Source organism: Winogradskyella sp., assembly GCF_965228925.1.
Taxonomy (GTDB): Bacteria; Bacteroidota; Bacteroidia; order Flavobacteriales; family Flavobacteriaceae; genus Winogradskyella.
Genome location: NZ_OZ245845.1, coordinates 2,636,182 through 2,657,399 on the forward strand (window position 1 = coordinate 2,636,182; position 21,218 = coordinate 2,657,399).

Here is a 21,218-nt window from a genome sequence, read left to right on the forward strand (position 1 = left end):
TTGGCAAGTAGATACTATATTTTATATAGTTTTGCAGTGCAAAGGTACAAAAAATCATCTTATGTTTTAAGATAAGGTTGTTAAAACGTTAAATTATAACTAATTAAGCCTTTTCGTTTTGTGTCAAACAAGTGAATTAAAACCTAAAAAAGCGAATGAACTCAAAATTGACCCATGTGTATTTAATGCCTGGAATGGCAGCAAATCCAACAATTTTTGAGCACATCAAATTGCCGGAAGACCGCTATGAAATCCATTGGCTAGAATGGCAAATACCTAATAAAGAAGAAACCTTAGAAGCATACGCCAAGCGTATGTGTACGTTTATTAAGCACGACAATGTGGTGCTCCTTGGCGTGTCCTTCGGTGGCATGTTGGTACAGGAGATGAGCAAGTTTTTAGACTTGAAAAAGCTCTTTGTCGTTTCTAGTGTAAAATCCCATCATGAATTACCCAAACGATTAAAATTACTTAAGATCACTAAAGCCTATAAACTATTGCCTACACAGCTTGTTAGTAATATCGATTTATTGGCCAAGTACGCGCTTGGTGAAACCATTCAAAAACGTGTGGATTTATATAAGAAATACCTTTCCGTTAGTGATAAAGTCTATTTGGACTGGGCGATAAAACAAGTTGTCTGTTGGGAACAAGAAGAACCACATCCCGAAGCTATCTATATCCATGGCGATAAAGATATTGTGTTTCCACATTCTTGCCAAGGTGACTGTATTGTCATTAAAGGAGGGACACATATTATGATAATCAATAAGTTCAAGTGGTTCAACGAAAATCTGCCCAAACTAATTGAGGCTTAGGTTTGTATAATTCAAATGTTTTTTTACATTGTAGAAAAAAACAATGCCATGCAAATCGTAAAAAATATACTAGCAATTATAGGCCTAGTCTGTATTTCGGGATTTTTCATCTTTTCTATGCAAAAAGCGCCTTCGAATGAGACCATCGAAAAAGAAACACCTACTGTAAATACTTATAATGTCTATGCTTTAGAGATGCCTAAGGGCTTGAATTTTGCTGGTGAAGCAGTTCCTTTAGAAGATCCGGATGTCTACGAACGTATGGATAGAGAGCTTTTGGTCAATACCTATTGGCAATCCAATGGCTTATTGTTGTTTAAACGAGCTCAAAAATACTTTCCTATACTTGAACCACTACTTGAAAAATATGACTTACCAGATGATTTTAAATTTTTGGCCCTAGCCGAAAGTGGTTTTATCGATGAGACGTCGAGTGCAGGTGCAGCGGGCATGTGGCACTTTATGCGAGATACTGGAAAGGAGTATGGCTTAGAAATAAATAAAAACGTTGATGAACGTTATCATATAGAAAAATCTACCAGAGTAGCTGCAGAATACTTAAAAAAGGCCAGAGAACGTTTTGGAAACTGGACCTTAGCTGCAGCCTCATATAATGCCGGAATTTATGGTGTAGCCAAGCGACTTAAAGCGCAACAGGTAGACAGCTATTATGATGCATTATTACCTGATGAGACAGAGCGCTATGTGTTTAGAATTTTGGCTTTAAAGGAAATTCTCAATAACCCTTCTAAATATGGTTTTAACTTTAATAAGAGCGATTTATATAATCATATTCCGACATATACCGTTGATGTAGATACTGCAGTTACCGATCTTTCTCAGTTTGCAAAACAGTTTGGCATCAACTACAAAATCCTTAAAATACACAACCCTTGGTTACGGGAAGGACATCTAAATAACAAGTCGCGCAAGCTATATCAAATTGAAATCCCAAAGGAAGGCTACTATAAATAGTAGTTTATTTGTTTAGTCGTTTAGGGGTTTATCATATTTAGTTGGTTAGCTATAGGCAGTATCCAGTAAGCAGTATCCAGTAAGCAGTATCCAGTAAGCAGTATCCAGTAAGCAGTATCCAGTAAACAGTCAGCAGTAAATCTACTATAAAACGTAAGTTGAGGTATGTTAGTCAATCGTTAACATCAGATTTATATCAACAATTACTAACTACTGAGAATTCTATCTTCTGCTTCTTCGGTGTTGTCTGGCAGACGTCGGTTGGCCATAATGCTGTTTTGGTATCGACGCTTTCTTCATTTGCTGTTTCATCATCTTAATTTGCTCAGCAAGCATATCACGCTTATCGAGTTTTTCTGCTTCAGCTAATAATTTTTGGGCTTCTTGCTTTCGACGTTTAGAAAAAGCAATACCTGCTAAGTTGAGTTTGGCCATAGCCAAATCATGATCCATAGATAAACCTAAGCTGATCGCTTTTTTAAAATATTTTTCAGCTTCATTCATATTGGTTTGGGACACCATAATACCATTGAGGTAATTTAAATAGCCTTGTTGCTTTTTAACTAATGCCGATTCGGGATGCTTAATTTTATCCAGCCATTTCTTAGCGCCTGCAAAGTCTTGTTTTCTCAATCTAAAGAACGCGAGCAGAATCATTTCATTTTTAAAATAGAGGAAAATGAATATGGTAGAAAATAATATATACATAATGCCATTTCCTATATAACCTTCTATAAATTGGTATATGGCGTAGGCTATGATTAATACGGTAAGGACTAATTTTATATTTTTATTGAACATGTGTCTTGTTTGTTTTTAGGGAGGGCAAAGTTAATAAAATTCTATCGAAATAATTTTATTATGAGGCTTGCTAAAGTAAAAACTTGTTGTATATTTGCACGCAGTTTTGAGAAAAGGCTCAAAGCACTATAAAAAGATTCAAGATTACTAAAGATATAAGACAATGAGCAAAAGAACGTTTCAACCGTCTAAAAGAAAGAGAAGAAACAAGCACGGTTTCAGAGAAAGAATGGCTTCTGTTAACGGAAGAAAAGTTTTAGCACGAAGAAGAGCTAAAGGAAGAAAGAAATTGTCTGTATCTTCAGAATTAAGACATAAAAAATAATGATTAACAATTGTTAATATTTTAAAGGTGTTACTTAGGTGTAACACCTTTTTTTATACCCTATTGATATTTATTTTTGCAAACCAAAAGACAATCTCATGCCAAAAAACAAAAACATTAAATCTATTCTACTTATCGGTTCTGGTCCAATTATCATCGGTCAAGCTTGCGAGTTCGATTACTCAGGTTCCCAAGCATTACGCTCTCTTAGAGAGGATGGTATAGAAACGATTCTTATCAATTCTAATCCTGCGACCATCATGACAGATCCTACCATGGCCGATCATGTGTATTTGTTACCACTTAATACAAAGTCCATTATTAAAATTTTAAAAGAGCATCCACAAATTGATGCTGTTTTACCAACAATGGGTGGACAAACGGCCTTAAATCTTTGTATTGAAGCGGATGAGAAAGGTATTTGGGAAGACTTTAATGTCGATATTATAGGGGTTAATATAGACGCTATAAATATCACAGAAGATCGAGAGCAGTTTAGAGATTTGATGACAAAAATTGGTGTGGGCATGGCACCTCAAGAAACAGCGACCTCTTTCTTAAAAGGAAAAGAAATAGCTCAAGAATTTGGATTTCCACTATGTATTAGAGCATCTTTCACTTTAGGTGGTGCCGGAGCTTCAATTGTATACGATGAAGCTGAGTTTGACAAGTCGCTTACTAGAGGACTAGAGATATCACCAATCCATGAAGTGATGATCGATAAGGCCATGATGGGTTGGAAAGAGTATGAGTTAGAGTTGTTAAGGGATAAAAATGACAATGTGGTTATCATTTGTACCATAGAGAATATGGACCCTATGGGAATTCATACCGGTGACTCTATAACTGTAGCACCTGCTATGACCTTGTCTGATAAAACCTTCCAGAAAATGCGCGATATGGCCATTCATATGATGCGCAGTATTGGTGATTTTGCGGGAGGTTGTAACGTACAATTTGCAGTGAGTCCCGATGAGGAAGAAGAGATCATCGCCATTGAAATTAATCCAAGGGTATCGCGTTCTTCGGCCTTGGCAAGTAAAGCCACAGGGTATCCTATCGCAAAAATTGCGGCTAAATTGGCTTTAGGTTATACACTAGACGAATTAAGCAACCAAATTACAAAATCCACTTCAGCCTTATTTGAGCCTACACTAGACTATGTTATCGTTAAGATTCCGCGTTGGAACTTCGATAAGTTTGAAGGCTCAGACAGAACTTTAGGATTACAAATGAAAGCTGTAGGCGAGGTAATGGGTATTGGACGTTCCTTTCAGGAAGCTTTGCATAAAGCCACGCAATCGCTTGAAATTAAGCGCAATGGTTTAGGAGCTGACGGCAAAGGTTATAAGGATTACGATACCATTATTAAAAAGCTGAGGCATGCGAGTTGGGATCGTGTATTTGTGATTTATGATGCCATACAAATAGGAATTCCGTTAAGTCGTATCCATGAGATCACAAAGATTGATATGTGGTACTTAAAACAATACGAAGAGTTGTTCCAGCTCGAAAAGGAAATTTCTACCTATACCATAGATTCTATTCATAGGGAATTACTTCTTGAAGCCAAGCAAAAAGGCTACGGCGACCGTCAAATTGCCCATATGCTACAATGCTTAGAAAGTGAAGTCCATAATAAACGAAGAGAACTTAAAATTAACCGTGTTTACAAATTGGTAGATACCTGTGCCGCTGAGTTTAAAGCGCAGACACCTTATTACTATTCGACCTTCGAAAGTGAAGTCGAAACATCAGATGGAGTGGTTTCTGTAGCTAATGAGAGTGTGGTTACGGATCGAAAGAAAATCATTGTTTTAGGTTCTGGCCCTAACCGTATCGGTCAAGGTATTGAATTTGATTATTGTTGTGTACATGGTGTATTGGCAGCTGCGGAATGTGGTTACGAAACCATTATGATTAATTGTAATCCTGAAACAGTATCTACAGATTTCGATATTGCCGATAAATTATATTTTGAGCCTGTCTTCTGGGAGCATATCTACGACATTATCCAGCATGAAAAGCCAGAAGGGGTTATTGTGCAATTAGGTGGGCAAACCGCTTTGAAACTTGCCGAAAAGCTAGAGCGTTACGGTGTAAAGATTATGGGTACTAATTTCCAGTCGTTGGATTTAGCTGAAGATCGAGGCAACTTTTCAACCCTATTAAAGGAAAACAATATTCCATATCCAGAATTCGATACAGCTGAAACAGCTGATGAAGCCTTGGCTATTGCAGACCGTTTGCACTTTCCGATATTGGTGAGACCATCTTATGTACTTGGAGGTCAAGGCATGAAGATTGTTATCAATAAAGAAGAGCTAGAAGAACACGTGGTAGATCTTTTAAGAAAAATACCAAATAACAAATTGCTTTTAGATCATTATTTAGATGGTGCGATTGAAGCCGAGGCTGACGCCATTTGTGATGGTGAGAATGTTTACATCATTGGTATTATGGAGCATATTGAACCCTGTGGGATCCATTCAGGGGATAGTAATGCCACGCTACCACCTTTTAATCTAGGAGAATTTGTAATGCAACAAATTAAGGATCACACTAAAAAAATTGCATTAGCGCTAAATACCGTTGGTTTAATCAATATTCAATTCGCAATTAAGGACGATACCGTTTATATTATTGAAGCCAACCCAAGGGCATCTCGTACAGTTCCTTTTATTGCAAAGGCTTACAAGGAACCTTATGTCAACTATGCCACGAAAGTAATGCTTGGAAAGAACAAAGTAACGGACTTTGATTTTAAACCGAGATTAGAGGGCTATGCCATTAAACAACCCGTATTTTCATTTAATAAATTCCCTAATGTGAACAAGAAATTAGGACCGGAAATGAAGAGTACAGGTGAGAGTATTCTCTTTATAGATAGTCTTAAAGAAGATGAGTTCTATGATCTATATTCTCGACGTAAGATGTATTTAAGTAAGTAAAATCTTAGTTATTTTCGATTAACGGTCGAGTCATTTCATTAATAATTACTAACTTAGCCTCAAATTGGACTATATGAAAAGAACTTTACTTTTATTTTCCTTTTGTTTAATAGTAACTGGTCTCTCCGCTCAGGTAACGCTCAGTCAGGTTGATGATTTTGAGGACGGGACGAAACAAGGCTGGTTTGAGAACGGTACTCCTGGTGAAACCGTAGAGAATATTGCTAGTGATGGCCCTGCAGGAACTGATGATAACTACTTAAGAGATTTCACTACAGGTGTTGGTGCTGGAGGAGGCTCAAGAATGGTGATTAGAAACAATACACAATGGTTAGGTGATTTTACTTCTGAAGGTGTTGAATCTATTACTTTAGACGTACGTGCATTAACCGCAGGCGTTACCGTAAGAGTTTCCATGACAGGTCCTGGCGGAAAATTCTCATCGACTACTGGTGTTGCTATTGCAGCTGGTTCCGAATGGACACAAGTTGTAATACCCATTTCTGCAAGTGATATGGTGTCTGTTTCCGATGGTTTTGATGGCGGTGCAGCTGGAACGGATATTAATGCTACTCTTGGAGGCGTTACTGAACTTAGAATTTTGAGCAATCCTAACCCAGCGTGGCGAGGAGAGGTGACAAGCGCAGAAATGCATATCGATAATATTACAGCCACTGGGTCTTTAAGTACTCCAGAATTTAAGAAACAAAATGCTGAATTTACGATTTCTCCAAATCCTGCTAAGAATAAATTAAATATTGTTTTGCCTTCGAATGAAGATATGAAGCTCGAAGTATTTGATGTGTTGGGTAAACGCGTGTACCATGGAACTATTTCGCAATTATCGTCTTCCATCGATGTGTCTAACTGGCGAAGCGGTGTGTATTTGGTTAAAGTTTCTAACGACAAAGCGACACAAACCAAACGTTTTATAAAGCAATAAAATAAGCTACATATGATAAAAAACCATCTACTTATAGATGGTTTTTTTAATCCCTATGCTCAGGTAATTCTATCTTTACACGATAAGCTTCCAGTTCTTTGAGATAATTCTTAAGCGAAAAACTGGTATCGTCAAACTCAGCTTTTCGTTGCCGTTTTGTCTTTATACGCTTCAAGGCTTTTAAAAATCGTTTTACTTCAACTTTATCATTTAAGATAAGACCAGGAACTTCCGTGGGTCGTCCAGTTTCATCTTTAGCTACCATAGTAAAATAAGAGGAATTGCAATGTTTTACTTCACCGGTTTGTATGTGTTCCGATTCCACTCTAATCCCTATGACCATAGACGTTCTGCCAACATAGTTTACTGAAGCTTTCATAGTGACCAATTCCCCGACTTCAATTGGGTTAATAAAATCTACGGTGTCTACTGAAGCTGTCACACAATACACACCCGAATGTTTTGAAGCGCAAGCAAAAGCAATCTGATCCATGAGATTGAGAATATAACCACCGTGAATTTTACCACTGAAATTAGAATGCGAGGGGAGCATCAGTTCTGAAATACTGATCCTTGATGAGTCTATGGTTTTATACATAAGATAATAAGTTAAGGTACGTTAGGCTTGTAATGATGGCGATGCCAAAACTGATGAGTGTGCCTATTAGAATATATTCGGTCAATTTACGCTCTTTAGATGATGATAAATCTCCAAACCTAAATACAGATTTTGCTGTAATTAAAAAACCAACAGCCTCCCAATGACCTACTATGATAAAAATAAAGACTAAAAGCCGCTCGAGGATTCCAATATATTGACCGGCATCTTCTAAGGAGTCATTGGTCTTGGTTAATTTGGATATATCCCATTTTGTAAATATAGTTCGCATTAATATCGATGTGGGCATCGTTAAAAATGCGAAACAAATAATGAATAGTAAAAGTTTTGCACTTAGGGTAAAAGTGAATTCAAAATGACTTTGATACAACACAAAAGTCAATATAAAAATAGAGCTAAGATGGAATAATTGATCCATAACGAAGTAAATCCGCTTGGTCTTCTTTGTCTGTAATATAATTTTTAAAGCATCTATGATGAAATGAATTGCTCCGATGGATAGAATTAATAGGGTATAAGACAAATCCCAAACGATTAGAAACATTAGTGCAATGTGAATGATGACATGTATATATAACCATTTAGACCTTAGTTTCTTTTTTTCTTTATGCGCTACCCATTTGCGGTGTTGAATAAAGAAATCACCGATGAGATGTGCGAGTACTAGTTTTAGTATTATAATTGTCATAACATTTACCTAATTTTTGTCTAAAAATTACATCAAGCTCAAATAGTTTGTCGAGGTGCGCTCTTTTGGCTCTTTTGCTTACGGCATCTTGACTAATATCAATAAGCTTGGCAAGTTCTTCTTGAGTTTTATTTGGGTATTCATAAAAAAGTTTAGCGACTTCTGCTGAATTTACGGTCCAATTGTCCATAGCTATAGATGCTAACTTGAAGTAAAGGTTCATTTCTTTATCAAAATCCGAAAACTTAGATTTAAGCATTAAGTTGACTTTCGCTTTTTTTAAATCCTCTAAAGTGAAGCCAGAATACTGAAAAGCTTCGCCATTCGATTCCGAAATAGTATCTCCTCCAAAAGTTTTGTCACCAATACCTATGGCCATTCTAACATCTAAATCCTTTACCGTTTTTATGCAAGCCTTTATATATAAAGCGACCATAAAGCTTTCAAACATATTTTTCACCTCAATTTGAAAACTGTCCCCACGAAATATTTCCCAATATTTTTGTTCAATACCTGTTTTAGATAAAGCTTCCTTTAGTGGCTTGAGCCATATCTCGGGATTTTTAAATCGCTCTGATTTTATGATGTCACCTGTGATAACACTAGTCATAATTGTTGAGTTCGTTTAAGATCAAATATATGCCTTAAATATGGAATAAACAAATATATGCCTTAAAAAAGGAATAATTAAATATATGCCTTAAAAAGGGAATATTCTAAAAATCACCTTCAGATGCACGTTTTATAATATTCTCAGGGAGGGATTTTTTGGCTTTGGCACCCATTTTTTTGATATTTTCTACACGCGAAATTAAGTTGCCTTTTCCTTCAACGAGTTTATTCATTGCTGCAGAATAATCATTTTTTGCCGCATCAATCTTTTTACCCACACCAGTGAGATCGGAGACTAAGCCTTCAAATTTATCATAGAGTGCTCCTGCCTGTCTAGCAATTTCAATGGCATTTTGCTGCTGCTTTTCATTGTTCCACATGGTGTCAATCGTACGCAGTGTGGCCAAAAGGGTAGAGGGTGTTACGATGACGATATTTTGTTCAAAAGCTTTGTTATATAAGGTGTTATCGTCATTAATGGCGACCGCAAATGCCGGCTCAATAGGGATAAACATCAATACAAAATCGGGGGATTCAATATCGTATAAATCCTGATAATTTTTTGCCGAAAGCTGATCGACGTGTTTTTTAATGGAATTGACATGTGCTCTTAAGAATACGTCGCGCTCATCGTCTTCGGCATTGACCATACGCTCATAATCGACAAGGGAGACTTTAGAGTCAATGATCATCTTTTTAGAATCCGGAAGGTGTATGACCACATCTGGCATCACACGAGACCCGTCCTCAAGCTGAAAACTTTGTTGAACAACATATTCACGATCTTTTTCTAAGCCCGATTTTTCCAAAACGCGTTCTAGGACCAATTCCCCCCAATTCCCTTGGGTTTTAACATCCCCTTTAAGCGCTTTGGTCAGATTAGTGGCTTCTTTGGCCATTTGTTGATTAAGATCTTTTAAACCTAACAATTGTTCCTTTAAAGCTGAGTGCATACTGATGCTTTCTTTCTGACTATCTTCAACTTTCTTCTCAAAGGTTTTAATCTTCTCCTCTAATGGATTAAGAATATTTTTGATATTTTCTTTGTTCTGTAGCGTAAATTTCTGAGACTTTTCATCCAGAATTTTTGAAGCCATCAATTCAAAATCCTTTCGCAGTTGCTCCTGTTGTTTGGCCAATTCCTCATCGCGTTTTAAGTTTTGTTGTTGAAGGTTTTCAAACTCGGTATTGCGTCTTGAGAGTTCCGTACTTAAAAAGTCTTTTTCGCGACGTATCTCTTCACGCTCACTTTCAATTTTAGAAATCGTGTCTTTCAGTTCATTTATAGTGAGGCCTAATTGGTTTTGGCGCTCTTCGAGCGTACTTTGCTCACTTTTGGTTTTAAGCTTTGTAAAAAGCATACCCAAATAGGCACCAATAGTGGCAGAAATTAAAATAGCAAGTATAAGGATGATACTGTCGTTCATTAAATGATAATTGTAAGACTCAAAGATACCTTTTTTAAAAGTAGAAATAAAGCTTATTTATTAACACGGAAGCCACCTGTTTTGGTATCGAATACAATTAAGTCTGATGGAAATAAGGCTTCAAAGACTCCTTGAGAAATAAGATGACGAGGCTCATCAAAAACCACCTTATCGTTTTGCATCACAATCATGGTATCGCATAACTGGATGGCCAAATCAATTTCGTGTGACGAAAACAAAATGGTTTTCCCGGTGTCTTTGGTCAATTTTTGAAGCAATTTTAAAATGTAGGCCTTATGATACATGTCGAGATGTGTGGTAGGCTCATCTAATACAATTATGTCAGTATCTTGGGCCAATGCTCGGGCTAGCATCACCTTTTGTAACTGGCCATCACTAAGCTCGTAACATCTTTTCGTTTTCAAGTCTTCTATATTAACAAGCTTTAGGGCGTTTTCAGTAATCGCAATGTCCTTTTCTGTTAAGCTACCAATCCAATTGGTATAAGGGTACCTTCCCAGTGCGACCAATTCATAAACAGAAAGGTTTTTAGAACTAATAGGCTCTGTCAAAACAATGCTTAATTGCTTGGCGAGCTCTAAGCTGGTGGTTGACTTTAAATCTTCACCATTTAAGACGATGGATCCTGATAAAGCGGGTTGCACTTTAATTAAAGTTCTTAAGAGCGTGGACTTACCGATACCATTAGCGCCAACCAAACCAATCAGTTGTCCTTTTTCCAATTCGAAATTGATATGGGATGCCACGACCGATTCATTGTTCTTGGTTTTGTAACCAATCGAAAGTTGTTCTGCTTTTAGGATGATATTATTGGTTTCTTCGCTCAAAATCTAATTTTGCTTTTTCTTTAAAGTCTTCAAATCTTTTTTTGCGTTTAGGATCTCTTTCAGAGTCATCCAATGCCGTAAGATAGTAAATGGCCAAAATTAATTGGTTATGGAAATCGTCATAATCAAAATTGTCACGATTGTAATTAAAGTAGGCATCTAAAAACAAGGGATTATAATCACCAGTTCTTTCAATCCGCTCATAACAAGCTTTAGCAAACTCATTACTGTCACTAAGATCCTTAAGAAGCGTATAAAACTTTCCATTGGTTTTGCCATTCATATAGGCTTCATCAGGAAATGGTGGTCCTGAAATACCAAGTTCCCAGATTTCATTGAAGGTCGATTTTGATATCGAATTATAAAGTTCCTTTTGCTTCTTGTACAACAATTCATCATTATCTGAAAACTGACCTTTAAATACGAGAGTATGATTAAATGATAAAAAAGCCTCCTTAAATTTCTTTTGATCACTTTTCAAAAATTCAACAATAAAGAAGTCATTGATTTTATTTAAATCTTCAATTTCAACAGTAGTAAAATGTCTCTTTAACTCTGGTGAGCTGAAGTTCTTACGACATCCAAACAGCACAAGAATAAAAACACCGATTAAAAAACTTCTAGCTCCTAACTTCATACGTCTAACTTTTCTAGAACATCATTTTTCGTTGCCTCACCAATAGCCAAATCACAACAGGCGCACCAACGATAGCCGTAATGGCATTAATGGGTAAGGTGTAATCGCTTCCAGGTAACTGTGCAATGCTATCACAAATAAGCATAACGATGGCGCCATATAAAAATACAGCTGGAAGCAATACTTTATGGTTTGAGGTTTTAAAAATTTGCCGTGTTAAATGCGGAATGGCTAAACCAATAAAAGCAATAGGGCCAGCAAAAGCTGTGATGGTACCCGCAATGAGGCTCGTTGCCAATATAATGACCAATCGACTTTGTTTTAAGTTTAGACCTAGGCTTTTAGCATAGTTTTCACCAAGTAATAGACTATTTAAGCCTTTAATCGAGGCAATACTTAAGAAGATGCCTATACTGTAGATTCCAAAAAATATCAACAACTCTTGCCATGAGAGATTACTTAAACTTCCGAATCCCCAAAAAATGTACTGTTGTAGCTGTTCTGCCGAGCTAAAATACGAGAGGACACTAACCACAGCAGCGGTAATGCTACCAAACATTAAACCAATAATGAGGATAGCCATGGTATCCCTTACCTTATTAGATACAGCCAAAACGGCTAACAATACGAGAAAACTTCCCAAGCTGGCAGCAATGACAATACTCCATTTAGAAATAAAGGCCGTAGCCCATAGACCTCCAAATAGACCAGCACCTAAAATCACCAAGGCTACGCCTAAACTAGCACCAGAGGTGATCCCTAAAACAAACGGTCCTGCCAAGGGGTTTCTAAACAGGGTTTGCATGAGCAATCCAGAAATGCCCAAACCCGAGCCGACCAAAATAGCGGTAATTGCTTTGGGTAAACGATAGTCCATAATAATAACCTGCCAAGTGCTATTATCGATACTGCCGAAGAGGCTTCCAAAAATACTTTTTAGTGGAATATGTACTGAACCTAGACTGATATTGACAAAAAAGCATATAACCAGTATTACCAGGAGTAATACAAACTGAAAACTATATGCCTTTTGATGCCTCAATTAATTAAGCGGTTTAAAGAAGTAAGGTGTATAATCCGGTAAAATCTCTGGATGGCACACTTTTATGATGTCTTTTAAAACTAGATCTGGCCGTGCTGTCCCCAATTCGTAGTACAGAACACCACCAGTGTCTCCAGTAGTACTAGAAAATGTATATACCGACTTGTTTTTAAAAGCACTGAAGTTGGTATATAACTTACTTGCATTTTCAAGCTGATCAAAACTTGTATAATAGGAAGGGCTTAGCCATATATCGGCATCTTTAGCCTTATCCAGTACCGCCTCAAAACTTAAGGCTAAACTGCCATTTCCTGAGGTATCACTCCATAAATAATCGACATTGGCATCTTTTAAAAATTGGGCTTCAGGGCTAGAGCCATTAGGTAAATACCAAACCTCTTTGTGCATGGCCCCACTCAAAATTGTAGGTTGTTTTAGGGCCTGTTTTGCGATGGATTTTGCAGAGAGATAGTCTTCTTCGATTTGATTAAAGATGGAATCGGCTTCTCTTTCTTTATTAAAGAGAATCCCAAAAAATTTGATCCATTCTGCCTTTGCCAGTGCGGAGGATTCTACCCAATCTCCATTATAGACGACAGGAATTCCAGCTTTCTTTATGGTTTCAAAAGTTTTATTAACACCATCCACACCAAAACCAACAACTAGATCTGGATTGAGTTCTAGTAGCACTTCGGTATTTATACCTTCATTTTTACCTAATTCTCTGACTTCACCGGCGTCGATACGCTTTCGCGTTTTTTCCGAAGAAATATAATCTGTCCCTGGAAAACCAACCAAGGTGTGCTCAACCCCCAAAAGCTCTAATGCAGGAATATGCGTTGTTGAAGTCACAACTATTTTTTTTACGGTATCGGTAATGATGCCATCAAAACCATCGTCCTTCCAATCGATGATTGCATTTTTATCTGAAATACCGTAAGTATAGCTTTTATCTGCTTTTGGCCAGGGATTATGGATTTCGAGCACTTTATAAGTGTCATAATTTTTAAATTTGAAGCCTTTGGCATACTTCAATTCTAAAGTTGGACTATTTGTAGCTTCAACAGTGCTTTTAGACGGTTCATTTTTACAAGAGATAAAAGCAAATACAAATAAAAGTAAAGCAGATAGTTTCATTTTTTAATGTGAGTTGTAAGCTCAAAAGTAAGATTATTTACAGTTTTAGCTAAATCCATAAACAATTTGTTTATTTTCGCAATGAAATTAGGTTTGATTCAGATTTTAATCTAATCAATTAAAAGGGAATTTGGTGCAAATCCAAAACTGTTCCCGCAACTGTGAGTTTATGCCGAACTTGATTCGGTACCTCATTTTGAGGTTATTATTTTCTTCGATACCACTGGCATAAGGCTGGGAAGGTGAAATAGTAAAAACAAGTCAGGAGACCTGCCAATTTCATTTAACTAATAAGCTTTCGGGTAAAAAGCTTCGGGTTTTATGAAGAGACTTATTCCAATTCTTTTATTGGTACTCCATGGTGTAGTACCAGCGCAGACTATAGATTCAATTCAACGCTTAGATGAAGTGACTGTTAGCGCGGATCGTTTTCTAAAACCTTTTTCACGAACACAAACGACACAGCGACTATCGGACAGCATCATAAAACGTAATGCATCCTCTTTAACCCAATTGCTTAGCTTCAATTCTCCCGTTTATTTTAAGGAAAATGGACTGGGAATGGTGTCATCACCTTCTTTTAGGGGTACAACTGCACAACAGACCGCGGTCATATGGAATGGTATCAACATTAATTCGCAATTTAATGGACAAACCGATTTTAATACGATCAATACCAGAAATTTTAATGATATCACCGTGCGCCATGGAGGGGGTAGTGTGCTTTATGGGAGTGGAGCCATAGGAGGCAGTATTCATTTAAATGATAGAATTATTTTTGAAACACCATTTAAAAATGAGGTGTTTGGCAGTTTTGGTAGTTTTAATACCCAGGATTTGGCATACAAAACCCAATATGGTAGTGACCGATTCAGCGTTGGTTTTACCGCTGCATTTACTAGGTCTGATAATGACTACGAATTCAGAGCTGGTAATACGACACGAGAAAACATAAATGGGCAATTTTATAATGTCTCTTTTTCCACGCAGTTAGGTTATAAGCTTAACTCCAAAAATACCTTACGATATTACAATTATGTTTTTGAAGGAGAACGCCACTTCTCTTTAATATTACCGACCGAAACACCTTCAAAATATAGAGATTTTAATACAAGACAGCTCTTGGAATGGGAAGGCAAATACGGGGAATTTTTATCGGTTTTAAAAGCAGCCTATCTCACAGAATCCTATAAATATTTTGGGAATATTGAGCGTGATAGTTTTTCCTTTGGTGAAGCCGAAACTTTCATTGGCAATTATCAACTGAGTTATAAATTGAAAAACAATGGAAAACTTTTGGCATTTGCAGATATTAGCCATACTAATGGTGAAGGCTCTAGTATTCCCGAAGCTTCGAGAACGATTACAGCATTTAGCGTCTTAATAAATCAGCGCCTAAAATCCTTTTATTACGAAGCCACGGTTAGAAAGGAAATAACTAATAACTATGAGAGCCCATTGCTCTTTAGCCTTGGTTTAAGTCAGGAATTTGGTGACATATACACGCTAAATCTTAATGGTTCTAAGAATTTCAGAATTCCAACGTACAATGACTTGTTCTGGGCCGGATCGGGTAACCCTAATTTAAATCCAGAAACATCTCATCAGATAGAATTGGGGAATCAATTTCAATTTAAGAATTGGCATTTCAATCTTACCGCCTTTTATAACGACATCGAAAATATGATTCGTTGGGTACCAAATACCAGTGGGGTATGGCGTCCTGTTAATACAGATCATGTGGTCACCTATGGGGTTGAATTTCAAACCTCTTTAAAAAAGGAATTTGAGGAACATAAATTGCAGTTTAATGCCAATTATGCCTATACAGTTGCAGAGAATCAATTTAATGATAAACAACTTATTTATGTGCCTTTTCATAAAGCTGCTGGTACTATAAATTATGGGTTTAGAAGATGGAGCGCTTATTGGCAAAGCAGTTTCGTTGGAGAGGTTTTTATCCAATCCGACAACAATCCCGATCGCATCGTAGAGGCCTATGGGCTGCATAATATTGGGGTCGAGTACAAGCCTTTGCAACAACTTTCCGTTGGATTGCGCGTTCAGAACCTTTTTGATAAAAATTACCAAAGCGTTGCCAATCGGTTTATGCCAGGTATTAACTATACTTTTTACGTAAATTTTAATTTTTAAATCTTATGAAATACATATTTAGATTATTTGTATTCAGTATCAGCATGGGGTTGATACTTAGTTCTTGTAGTAATGATGATGATGGAACACCACAAGTACCACTTGGGGATTACGAAAACGGTTATTTTATTTTGCATGAAGGCGCCGGTCCGATCACTCCCGTGACCTATGTAGGTTATGATGGTACTTCAGAACAAGCCCCTTTTGACAATGTCAACCCAGGTGCGAGTCCCTTTGGTGGGTTTAATCAGGATTTATTCTTTTCAGGCGAACTCGCCTTCATAATTTCTGGTCAGTTTGCTACGGTCACTGTAGTGAATAGGTATACCCTAGAGTTTGTTGCTTCCATTGATACCGATTTGGAAAATCCGAGATATGGTACGGTTTTAGATGGTAAGGCCTATGTTACCAATTCGGGTGATTTTAGTACTACTGCAGACGATTTTGTTACGATTATTGATTTATCGGATTATTCCACGACGACAACTGTGGTAGGGGATATCGCCGAGCGGATTGAGGCTATTAATGGTAAGCTTTATATTACAAATGGATCTTTTGGTTCGGGTAATTCATTGACCGTTATCGACCCGGATAATCTCAATGCACCGTCGACCATAGATTTTGGAGATGGCAATTCGCCCAATTCCTTAGAAGCTGCTGGCGGATCTTTATACGTATTAACGAGTAGTTTTACAACAACTGGTAAAGTGTTTACTATAAACCTTTCTAATGATAGCATAAGTAATACCTTAGACCTACCGGCAACTTTAGACGCTCCTCGACAATTGGATATTGAAGGGAACACAATTTATTTTACCAATGGGACTTCGGTCTATGGGTTTACAACTGGATCCTCATCCGTTTCGGATACACCAATACTTACTTATCAGTCTAGCAGTCAATTTGGTGCCATGTATGGATTCTCGGTAAAGGATAACACCATATATATCGCCGATGCAGGGGATTTTGTGTCCAACGGAACAGCTTTTGAATATGATTTGGATGGAAATCTCCTCAATACTATAACGACAGATGTTGCTCCAAACAGTTTCCATTTTAATTAGGATATCTTTTTTAAAAAGGTCTTTAATAATTTAACTAAATGATGAAATACTTATGAAGAATCCAATATATATGAGTTGTCTGGACATCTATACATCCAATAGCAAAACGTCTCAACTTGAAAAATTTCAAACAGGTATTGAAACAGAAAAGTTTAAGACCATGCCTTTGATGAGCTGGGACATTTTTATGACCGATTATTACCAGAGAATTGAAGCATCCCAAAAGCAAATGGAATTGGACCAAGTATTGTCGTTTGCAAGAAAGTTCAAGTGGAAAAACGACTTCAAAAGTGCCTTTGCTGAAAATGATTATGAAGCCTTAGTAATTACCGATAAAGATCAAAATATCATTTGGGTCAATTCTGGTTTTACCCAAATGACGGGATATTCTAAGTCTTTTGCTCTTAACAAAACACCTAGGTTTCTGCAAGGTGAAAAAACCTCAGAAAAGACGAAACGTAGAATTAGACAGAGTATTGAAAAGAACAAACCCTTTAGGGATATTGTTTTCAACTATAAAAAGGACGGAACCCCTTATAAATGTGAAGTTCATGTTATTCCGTTGTATAATGAACATACGACTCATTATATGGCTTTTGAGAGACAAGTAGTGTAAACTATACTATTACTCAAATTGATTTTAAAGTTATTAATGGTATACATAAAAGTGTCTATATACCACTCAAAAAGATGAATTTATATTAAAATTTGAAAAAAGCCGCGTAATGCGGCTTTTTAATTTAAACTAGTCATTTGGTTGTATTAAACCACCGCCTCTAATCATAATTTGCCGGTCAAAACGGTCATTGATATGAACTGCGTATTGGCCCCTTGGAAGATGAGAGATATCTATGTTTGTTTGAATACCAGAAAAATTAACATTGATCAAAGGACTTAAATTACTAGTTGAAACACTGTATAATTTGATATTCGTGTTTAGACTATTTGTATCATAGTCGAACGGAATAATTATATCTGAGCCGCTAGAGGTATTTAAATGTATTCGTCCAGCAACTGAACTTGACCATTTTATTGGAATGCTAATTTTATTATTGTTCTCATCAATTTCCGTGACTTCCGTTTCAGCATCCAACTTGAAGACTATTTTGTAATTATCTCCAAAAGCAAGCGCTGGAAAATCGGCACCAAAAATGGTATGAGAAAATAAATATGATGAGTTAGCAGGTATTGGAGGAATACTAGTCACATAAGGTAATTCATATTCACCAATACCAGATCCTGATGTCGCTTCAATATAGTATTTAACTTTTGAAGATGAGGCAGGCACAGAAGTGGGATTTTCAATTAAGGCGCTAACTATTTGCAATGTAGTTGATGGTGTTATTTTGTGCTTGTCTGTTCCTAAATTTGAAAGTGTAGTATTACAGTCAAAACAATCACTAATGACTAAAACATTATTTGTTGTCGTAACCAAGTCTGGATTACCATTTACCGTATCACATACATCACCAATACCATCTCCATCAGTATCAGATTGATTTGGGTTGGCATCATTAATACAGTTATCACAGGCATTTCCGACACCATCATTATCCGCATCTTCTTGGTTTGGATTGTGGTCATCTGGGCAATTATCTTCACTATTAAGAATCCCATCATTATCGTCATCTTGAGGATATATGTAATCACAACGATACAAGCGCCTTATATTACTCACAGAACAAAGAATAGAACTGCCTTCAATCCAATTAATAAAGCCATTAAAGTCTAGGTAATAATAGGTGATAACCGTAGTTCTGAGAACGACTTGTTCAAAGTCGCCACCGGGAGTAGATGGATTGATTTGATATGTGCACTCACCTGTTGAGGGATTCTCATCGTTTCTTAATTCAATTTCGTAATTGTAATAGATGCTTGTAAAGTCTGGATTGCCTGAAGTACTGGTGTAATTATTTGGTTCAAAGAAATATGTTGCTATAACATTTCCGTGATCATAAGAAACAAGTTCTAATTTATACACGTAAGTATTAAATGAAGGATAACTAATATCATATACTCTATGATTCAACAAATCTCGTGTTGAGTATTCCCCTTTCAAGATTTGCCCATATAAGCTAGGAGAGTACTGTTCAGTTAAGAACGATGTGTTATTGTCTAAGCTGGTATTAGCACAGTCTTCTGCTGGCAAAGGATCTCCTAAAGTTTGTGCATTACTAAGTTGCGCAAAGCACAAAATATAACATATAATAAATGTTTTTTTCATTTCATTCAGTTAAATAATTAATATTTACATTAGAATCACATTTAAGGCACGTGAATTTAGACAGCAAAGAATTAATTTGAATTGAGATGAAAGTAAGATTATTTTTACAAAAATAAAAATGAAGTCTTATAAATTATCAATTTAATAATTTTAGGCAGTATTAAATTTTAGTTTGCCAAATAGAAGTAAGTCCAACTTGAAAAGCATTTATATGTGTTTCTTATACCATTGATTAAATTGACTTGATAAGAACATTTAACTTAACTATAATAAACAATAAGGGTAAAACTGAATTTAAGTTTTTTTATTCTTCGAACATTAAATTTTCTATAGGCGAATTAAACAGGGGGGGGGGTAAGGCTCTCAGGCCTTCAATGTCTGCGGGTCTATCAAAGCTTCTATCACCAACAGTGATATCAACAATGACTGCGGCTAACAGTGGATCGGACGAAGTGCCCAAAGTCCCTAGATTTCCAGGAGTTTCCTTTAAAACAAAATCTGGTGTTAATCCATTCGTTGGCACTAACACCTCATTAACGTTGGTGGAGTTAGCGATAAGCGGAAATAAGGCATAAGTGTGACCTGCATTTGCGTCGTTCAGACTAGTAAAGTTTTGCGAATCAAATATTAGCTGGTTAGATTGTGTCTTTCCAGCAGTCTCATCACCGATATGAATAACCTCTATATAAGGTCTTAAACTATTGATTATCAATTCACTAGCCGAAGCAGAGTCATCAGTCGTCAGCACATAGACCTTATTTAAATTGAGACTATTTATACTTGTATTATTAGATAGCGTACTTGTAAATTCAAAATCTCTATTGCGCTCTTGCTGATTGTTATTATAAAACAATTTAGAGAACACTTGTCCATTAAATTGACCTGTTAACATACTCGCCAAATGTACAGCCGTTTGTATACTACCGCCACCATTATATCTCAAGTCCAATACAAATTCCTGAACACCTGCGGATTGAAATTGGCCAAAGGCATTGTTCAATTCATCGTCAAAGCTACTTGTAAATCTATTATACATTAAGTAGCCTACATTAATTCCTGAAAAACTAAGCACATCTGCGATATGAATAGGATTTTCGGTATAAATTTCTCTGGTAAGGCTTACACTTTCTCCGTTTGGGATAATGGTGTCATCCTCTACTTCTGGTGTGCCATTATTTTCATAGTCCGCAAAATTCAAAGTGTAACTGTTTTGGCTTAATAGACTAAATAAATTTGTCTCGGTAAGATTAACCCCATCCACACCGCTAAAGATTTGGCCACGAGTTAATCCCAGATTGTCGGCAACACTGTTATTTAAAACAAGTGTTATAGCCCCAAATACTTCCTCACTATCTTCGGATAATCTATAAAGATTAAATTCTAAACCATTAGTAAGTATGGTGCCTTGCTGTGCATTCAATATATCAAAATAGTTTGGAACTATGGCACTAAACGAATCTAGGGAATTAAAGGTTAAGGTTTCAAATAAATCTTCTGGCTCAGCGAATTCATCAAGATAAGCAGAATACTCTTCAGTTTTTTCATAACGATTATCAACACCATTAATTCCAAATCTATCATTGGATAAATCAGGGACGTTGTCATTGTATAAATAGAAGGCATTCATCGCTTTCCAAACAAAGTCGTTGATGTCGGCGTTGGGAACGGCATTATCATCTAAATCTTCAAAGCAGCCTGTTAAGGGTAATGCCACAGCACAAGCTAGGAACAAAACTTTAATTTTTTTCATAGTTTCGGTTTTCTTAATAAATAGCAATCTTTTACTTCTGTCTGTAAAACTCTAAATTTACTTACATTATTATAAATAAAAAAACTTTGTAACAAAATGTAAGGTGTATCGTCGTAACTATGAAAGCGACTAAAAACCGTTTTTTTAACCCTGAGCATATCTGAGCAAAGTGCGGACGAAGTGTCGAAGGGACCACCAATCAA

Annotated in this window: 19 protein-coding genes and 1 riboswitch; of the genes, 8 read left to right on the forward strand and 11 right to left on the reverse strand. The window is 36.5% G+C overall.

All coding sequences use genetic code 11. The features are described from left to right. Positions 1 to 155 precede the first annotated feature (155 nt). Positions 156 to 818 (forward strand): alpha/beta fold hydrolase, encoded by a 663-nt coding sequence (locus tag ACO052_RS10750; protein ID WP_422108017.1) that lies wholly within the window; start codon positions 156 to 158, stop codon positions 816 to 818. A 48-nt stretch (positions 819 to 866) separates the two neighbouring features. Continuing rightward, on the forward strand, positions 867 to 1,793 hold the full coding sequence (locus tag ACO052_RS10755) for a lytic transglycosylase domain-containing protein (protein WP_422108018.1): 927 nt from the start codon (positions 867 to 869) through the stop codon (positions 1,791 to 1,793). Between the two features lie 222 nt (positions 1,794 to 2,015). Here ACO052_RS10755 and ACO052_RS10760 read toward each other — a convergent pair whose 3' ends face one another. Then, a complete protein-coding gene (locus ACO052_RS10760; protein ID WP_422108019.1) occupies positions 2,016 to 2,594 on the reverse strand; it encodes a DUF2892 domain-containing protein in 579 nt (192 codons plus the stop codon). A gap of 163 nt (positions 2,595 to 2,757) precedes the next feature. Between ACO052_RS10760 and rpmH the strand changes: the two genes are divergently transcribed. The 3 genes from rpmH (at position 2,758) to ACO052_RS10775 (ending at position 6,813) form a co-directional block, all read left to right on the forward strand. Continuing rightward, on the forward strand, positions 2,758 to 2,919 hold the full coding sequence (rpmH, locus tag ACO052_RS10765; protein ID WP_111683942.1) for a 50S ribosomal protein L34: 162 nt from the start codon (positions 2,758 to 2,760) through the stop codon (positions 2,917 to 2,919). Between the two features lie 98 nt (positions 2,920 to 3,017). Further along, the gene (carB, locus tag ACO052_RS10770; RefSeq protein ID WP_422108020.1) at positions 3,018 to 5,870 is read left to right on the forward strand and encodes a carbamoyl-phosphate synthase large subunit; all 2,853 of its coding nucleotides are present in this window, start codon (positions 3,018 to 3,020) and stop codon (positions 5,868 to 5,870) included. 73 nt (positions 5,871 to 5,943) lie between these two features. After that, positions 5,944 to 6,813 carry a T9SS type A sorting domain-containing protein gene (locus ACO052_RS10775; protein WP_422108021.1) on the forward strand — a complete coding sequence of 290 codons (870 nt, stop codon included), beginning with the start codon at positions 5,944 to 5,946 and terminating at the stop codon, positions 6,811 to 6,813. 46 nt (positions 6,814 to 6,859) lie between these two features. Here the strand turns inward: ACO052_RS10775 and ACO052_RS10780 are convergent, their stop codons facing one another. From ACO052_RS10780 to ACO052_RS10815, 8 genes are all read right to left on the reverse strand, one after another. Beyond that, the gene (locus ACO052_RS10780; protein ID WP_422108022.1) at positions 6,860 to 7,411 is read right to left on the reverse strand and encodes an acyl-CoA thioesterase; all 552 of its coding nucleotides are present in this window, start codon (positions 7,409 to 7,411) and stop codon (positions 6,860 to 6,862) included. Then, positions 7,404 to 8,120: a DUF3307 domain-containing protein gene (locus ACO052_RS10785; protein WP_422108023.1), complete on the reverse strand. Its 717-nt coding sequence runs from the start codon at positions 8,118 to 8,120 to the stop codon at positions 7,404 to 7,406. The genes ACO052_RS10780 and ACO052_RS10785 overlap by 8 nt, the downstream gene beginning before the upstream one ends. Next, on the reverse strand, positions 8,074 to 8,730 hold the full coding sequence (locus tag ACO052_RS10790; protein WP_422108024.1) for a transcriptional regulator: 657 nt from the start codon (positions 8,728 to 8,730) through the stop codon (positions 8,074 to 8,076). Before ACO052_RS10790 ends, ACO052_RS10785 begins: the two co-directional genes overlap by 47 nt. Positions 8,731 to 8,836: 106 nt before the next feature. Beyond that, a complete protein-coding gene (locus ACO052_RS10795; RefSeq protein ID WP_422108025.1) occupies positions 8,837 to 10,159 on the reverse strand; it encodes a DNA recombination protein RmuC in 1,323 nt (440 codons plus the stop codon). 53 nt (positions 10,160 to 10,212) lie between these two features. Further along, complete coding sequence (locus ACO052_RS10800; protein WP_422103740.1) at positions 10,213 to 11,007, reverse strand: ABC transporter ATP-binding protein; 795 nt, start codon at positions 11,005 to 11,007, stop codon at positions 10,213 to 10,215. Next, a complete protein-coding gene (locus ACO052_RS10805) occupies positions 10,988 to 11,644 on the reverse strand; it encodes a hypothetical protein (RefSeq protein WP_422103742.1) in 657 nt (218 codons plus the stop codon). Before ACO052_RS10805 ends, ACO052_RS10800 begins: the two co-directional genes overlap by 20 nt. Before the next feature lie 13 nt (positions 11,645 to 11,657). Then, positions 11,658 to 12,686, reverse strand: a complete 1,029-nt coding sequence (locus ACO052_RS10810; protein WP_422103743.1) for a FecCD family ABC transporter permease — start codon at positions 12,684 to 12,686, stop codon at positions 11,658 to 11,660. Then, entirely contained in the window at positions 12,687 to 13,823 is a 1,137-nt protein-coding gene (locus ACO052_RS10815; protein ID WP_422103745.1) for an ABC transporter substrate-binding protein, read from the reverse strand. It lies immediately after the preceding gene. Positions 13,824 to 13,894: 71 nt separating this feature from the next. Continuing rightward, a riboswitch (cobalamin riboswitch) is annotated at positions 13,895 to 14,115 on the forward strand. Positions 14,116 to 14,144: 29 nt separating this feature from the next. Here ACO052_RS10815 and ACO052_RS10820 point away from each other — a divergent pair. Genes ACO052_RS10820 through ACO052_RS10830 form a run of 3 tightly spaced genes read left to right on the forward strand, consistent with a single transcriptional unit; the run spans position 14,145 to position 17,657 of the window. Then, entirely contained in the window at positions 14,145 to 15,977 is a 1,833-nt protein-coding gene (locus ACO052_RS10820) for a TonB-dependent receptor plug domain-containing protein (RefSeq protein WP_422103747.1), read from the forward strand. A gap of 5 nt (positions 15,978 to 15,982) precedes the next feature. Next, positions 15,983 to 17,041, forward strand: coding sequence for a YncE family protein (locus ACO052_RS10825; RefSeq protein WP_422103748.1), 1,059 nt, complete (start codon positions 15,983 to 15,985; stop codon positions 17,039 to 17,041). Positions 17,042 to 17,093: 52 nt separating this feature from the next. Then, positions 17,094 to 17,657, forward strand: coding sequence for a PAS domain-containing protein (locus tag ACO052_RS10830; RefSeq protein ID WP_422103750.1), 564 nt, complete (start codon positions 17,094 to 17,096; stop codon positions 17,655 to 17,657). A gap of 129 nt (positions 17,658 to 17,786) precedes the next feature. On the opposite strand, the gene ACO052_RS10835 is transcribed toward ACO052_RS10830, so the two are convergent. Together ACO052_RS10835 and ACO052_RS10840 are read right to left on the reverse strand one after the other, a co-directional pair. Then, positions 17,787 to 19,265 (reverse strand): thrombospondin type 3 repeat-containing protein, encoded by a 1,479-nt coding sequence (locus ACO052_RS10835; RefSeq protein ID WP_422103751.1) that lies wholly within the window; start codon positions 19,263 to 19,265, stop codon positions 17,787 to 17,789. A gap of 304 nt (positions 19,266 to 19,569) precedes the next feature. Next, a complete protein-coding gene (locus tag ACO052_RS10840) occupies positions 19,570 to 21,015 on the reverse strand; it encodes a S41 family peptidase (protein ID WP_422103752.1) in 1,446 nt (481 codons plus the stop codon). Between the last annotated feature and the right edge of the window lie 203 nt (positions 21,016 to 21,218).

Coding starts and splice junctions, on each gene's coding strand:
- ACO052_RS10775 (WP_422108021.1), top strand. CDS start 5,944: ATGAAAAGAACTTTACTTTTATTTTCCTTTTGTTTAATAGTAACTGGT.
- ACO052_RS10795 (WP_422108025.1), bottom strand. CDS start 10,159: ATGAACGACAGTATCATCCTTATACTTGCTATTTTAATTTCTGCCACT.
- ACO052_RS10840 (WP_422103752.1), bottom strand. CDS start 21,015: ATGAAAAAAATTAAAGTTTTGTTCCTAGCTTGTGCTGTGGCATTACCC.
- ACO052_RS10750 (WP_422108017.1), top strand. CDS start 156: ATGAACTCAAAATTGACCCATGTGTATTTAATGCCTGGAATGGCAGCA.
- ACO052_RS10755 (WP_422108018.1), top strand. CDS start 867: ATGCAAATCGTAAAAAATATACTAGCAATTATAGGCCTAGTCTGTATT.
- ACO052_RS10835 (WP_422103751.1), bottom strand. CDS start 19,265: ATGAAAAAAACATTTATTATATGTTATATTTTGTGCTTTGCGCAACTT.
- carB (WP_422108020.1), top strand. CDS start 3,018: ATGCCAAAAAACAAAAACATTAAATCTATTCTACTTATCGGTTCTGGT.
- ACO052_RS10780 (WP_422108022.1), bottom strand. CDS start 7,411: ATGTATAAAACCATAGACTCATCAAGGATCAGTATTTCAGAACTGATG.
- ACO052_RS10820 (WP_422103747.1), top strand. CDS start 14,145: ATGAAGAGACTTATTCCAATTCTTTTATTGGTACTCCATGGTGTAGTA.
- ACO052_RS10785 (WP_422108023.1), bottom strand. CDS start 8,120: ATGACAATTATAATACTAAAACTAGTACTCGCACATCTCATCGGTGAT.
- rpmH (WP_111683942.1), top strand. CDS start 2,758: ATGAGCAAAAGAACGTTTCAACCGTCTAAAAGAAAGAGAAGAAACAAG.
- ACO052_RS10790 (WP_422108024.1), bottom strand. CDS start 8,730: ATGACTAGTGTTATCACAGGTGACATCATAAAATCAGAGCGATTTAAA.
- ACO052_RS10760 (WP_422108019.1), bottom strand. CDS start 2,594: ATGTTCAATAAAAATATAAAATTAGTCCTTACCGTATTAATCATAGCC.
- ACO052_RS10805 (WP_422103742.1), bottom strand. CDS start 11,644: ATGAAGTTAGGAGCTAGAAGTTTTTTAATCGGTGTTTTTATTCTTGTG.
- ACO052_RS10825 (WP_422103748.1), top strand. CDS start 15,983: ATGAAATACATATTTAGATTATTTGTATTCAGTATCAGCATGGGGTTG.
- ACO052_RS10815 (WP_422103745.1), bottom strand. CDS start 13,823: ATGAAACTATCTGCTTTACTTTTATTTGTATTTGCTTTTATCTCTTGT.
- ACO052_RS10830 (WP_422103750.1), top strand. CDS start 17,094: ATGAAGAATCCAATATATATGAGTTGTCTGGACATCTATACATCCAAT.